Here is a 2,328-nt window from a genome sequence, read left to right on the forward strand (position 1 = left end):
TCCCAGCGATTCGATACGCCGAAGCCGGATTTCCAGTCTCTCCAGTCACAGCAAGAGCTTGGAAACAAGCGGAAGCTCTGTACCTCCCCCTGACTGGACCAGAGTTTGAACCATTTAAACAGGTATTTTTCCCTAACCAGCGCGCACCAGTAGCTGGGGAGGTATGGGGGAGTAAGGATCATGCTAAGACCTTGAAAGCGATCGCAAACAGTGGTGGTGAAAGCTTTTATCAAGGGGAAATTGCTGATGCGATCGCAAACTTTGCGGCTAATACTGGTGGCGTGCTGACCAAAGCTGACCTAGCTAGCCACCAAGCTGAGTGGGTAAACCCGATTTCAACTAACTATCGTGACCTGACCGTATGGGAGATGCCCCCCAACACCCAAGGGATGGCGGCATTAATGGCATTGAATATAATCGAAGGTTTTGACTTAAGCCACTATCCCCGTGAATCAGCCCAAAGCTACCATCTACAAATCGAAGCCATGAAGCTAGCCTTTGCTGATGTTCACCGCCATATCACTGACCACCGGTTTATGGAAGTCCCAATCGAAACCTTATTAGACCATGGGTATGCCAGGGAACGGCGTAAGTTAATTGGGGAAAACGCGATCGCATTAGCAAAACCCGGTTTACCCAAAGGTGGGACAGTTTATCTAGCAGCAGCAGATGGAGAATTAATGGTATCGTTTATCCAATCCAACTTTCAAGGCTTTGGGAGTGGGATTGTGATTCCTGGCACTGGGATTGCCTTGCAAAACCGAGCCTTAGGGTTTACCCCAGAATCCGGTCATCCTAATCAAGTCGCACCAGGTAAGCGGTCGTATCATACCATTATTCCGGGTTTTCTGACTCAAAATGGTCAACCTCTAGGACCCTTTGGAGTTATGGGAGGCCCTATGCAGCCTCAGGGACATGTGCAGTTAGTGGTTAATCTGGCAGATTACGGGATGAATCCTCAAGCTGCTCTAGATGCCCCCAGATGGAGATTTGTAGATGGGTCACAAGTCCTGTTGGAACAGAGTGTACCCCGTCATATTGCTCTGGAGCTAGCTGATATGGGTCATGACATTCAGGTTATGGCAGATAGCATAAACTTTGGTAAAGGTCAAGTAATCTTGCGTCAGTCAGGGGTTTTGGTAGCGGCATCTGAACCCCGTGGTGATGGATTAGCGTTAGCAGGGTAAAGGGGTGATGACAATCCAACAGATGTTTAGAAAAAGACTAATAGCGCTGTTGGCTATATCTAGCACTACGGTTATCTTAACTATGGCTACAACGAGAGTCTATCCGCTAACCCTAGGACGCTCACATTCTCAACAACCATTGCTAGCCCAGTCTTGGCAAGAGGCTCAGCTGACTCAAGTAATTTCAAGTCATCGGTCAGATGTTAATTCTCTCGCCATTACTCCAGATAGTAAAACCCTAATTAGTAGCAGTAAAGACAAAACCATCAAGTTTTGGAATCTCAGGGATGGTAGGCTACAGAGGACGATCAAAGGGTTTACGAGAACGCCCAGTGCTCTGGTAATCAGTGCAGATGGTAAACGTCTCGCTGCCGCAACAGAAAGACAAATAAATATCTGGAACCTAGAAACTGGAGCACCACCTCGTACCTTGAAAGGACATACGGGTATAGTCAGATCAATAGCAATTAGTCCCGATGGCAAAATCCTAGTAAGTGGCTCTCCTGACAAGACTGTGATGGTGTGGGATGTCCTCACTGGCCAAAGTTTAGGCACCATTACCGAGCATTCCGACTGGGTTACTGCTGTTGCCATTAGTCCCGATGGAAAACATTTGGTTAGTGCCAGTGGCGGGTCAGATCGTTCTATCAAGATTTGGGATTTGTCTTCCCTAGAATTGCGGCAAACCATCTCAAAACAACCCAGATTTATGATATTGCCATTAGTGAAGATAGCAACATCCTAGTTGCTAGTGTTGATAAAACCGTCAAGTTGTGGGATATCAACAGTGGCGAAGAATTAGCTATCCTCGAAAGTCACTCCGCACCAATTCTTACCATTGCCATTAGTTCCGATGGCAAAACTATCGCTAGTGCTGGCAGTGATAAAACTATCAAGGTGTGGGATGTAGAGAGTAGACAATTGCTGCGCACTCTATCTGGACATGATGGCTGGGTTTGGTCAGTTGCCATTAGTCCAGATGGAAACACTCTAGTTAGTGGTGGCGAAGATGGTACGATCAGGATTTGGTCGTTAGTTAGTCAATCCCAATAGTATTGAGTCGAACAGACCAAGTGCGTAGGGTGTGTTAGGGGCGGACTTGCCCTTATTTTTCGCCTCGTAGCCAGGGTTGGGATAGTGA

At 47.2% G+C, this 2,328-nt stretch carries 3 protein-coding genes; all 3 read left to right on the forward strand.

Annotated features, from left to right (window positions below; translation table 11 throughout):
* The coding region (locus F6K20_RS34570; RefSeq protein WP_287297817.1) for a gamma-glutamyltransferase family protein at positions 1-1,187 on the forward strand (1,187 nt) is incomplete at its 5' end.
* A gap of 82 nt (positions 1,188-1,269) precedes the next feature.
* Positions 1,270-1,932, forward strand: coding sequence for a WD40 repeat domain-containing protein (locus tag F6K20_RS34575; RefSeq protein WP_287297819.1), 663 nt, complete (start codon positions 1,270-1,272; stop codon positions 1,930-1,932).
* A complete protein-coding gene (locus F6K20_RS34580) occupies positions 1,842-2,240 on the forward strand; it encodes a WD40 repeat domain-containing protein (protein ID WP_071986889.1) in 399 nt (132 codons plus the stop codon). Before F6K20_RS34575 ends, F6K20_RS34580 begins: the two co-directional genes overlap by 91 nt.
* Positions 2,241-2,328: the final 88 nt, after the last annotated feature.

The sequence above is a fragment of the Moorena sp. SIO2C4 genome (genome assembly GCF_010672485.1).
Classification (GTDB): Bacteria; Cyanobacteriota; Cyanobacteriia; order Cyanobacteriales; family Coleofasciculaceae; genus Moorena; species Moorena producens.

Coding starts and splice junctions, on each gene's coding strand:
- F6K20_RS34575 (WP_287297819.1), top strand. CDS start 1,270: ATGGCTACAACGAGAGTCTATCCGCTAACCCTAGGACGCTCACATTCT.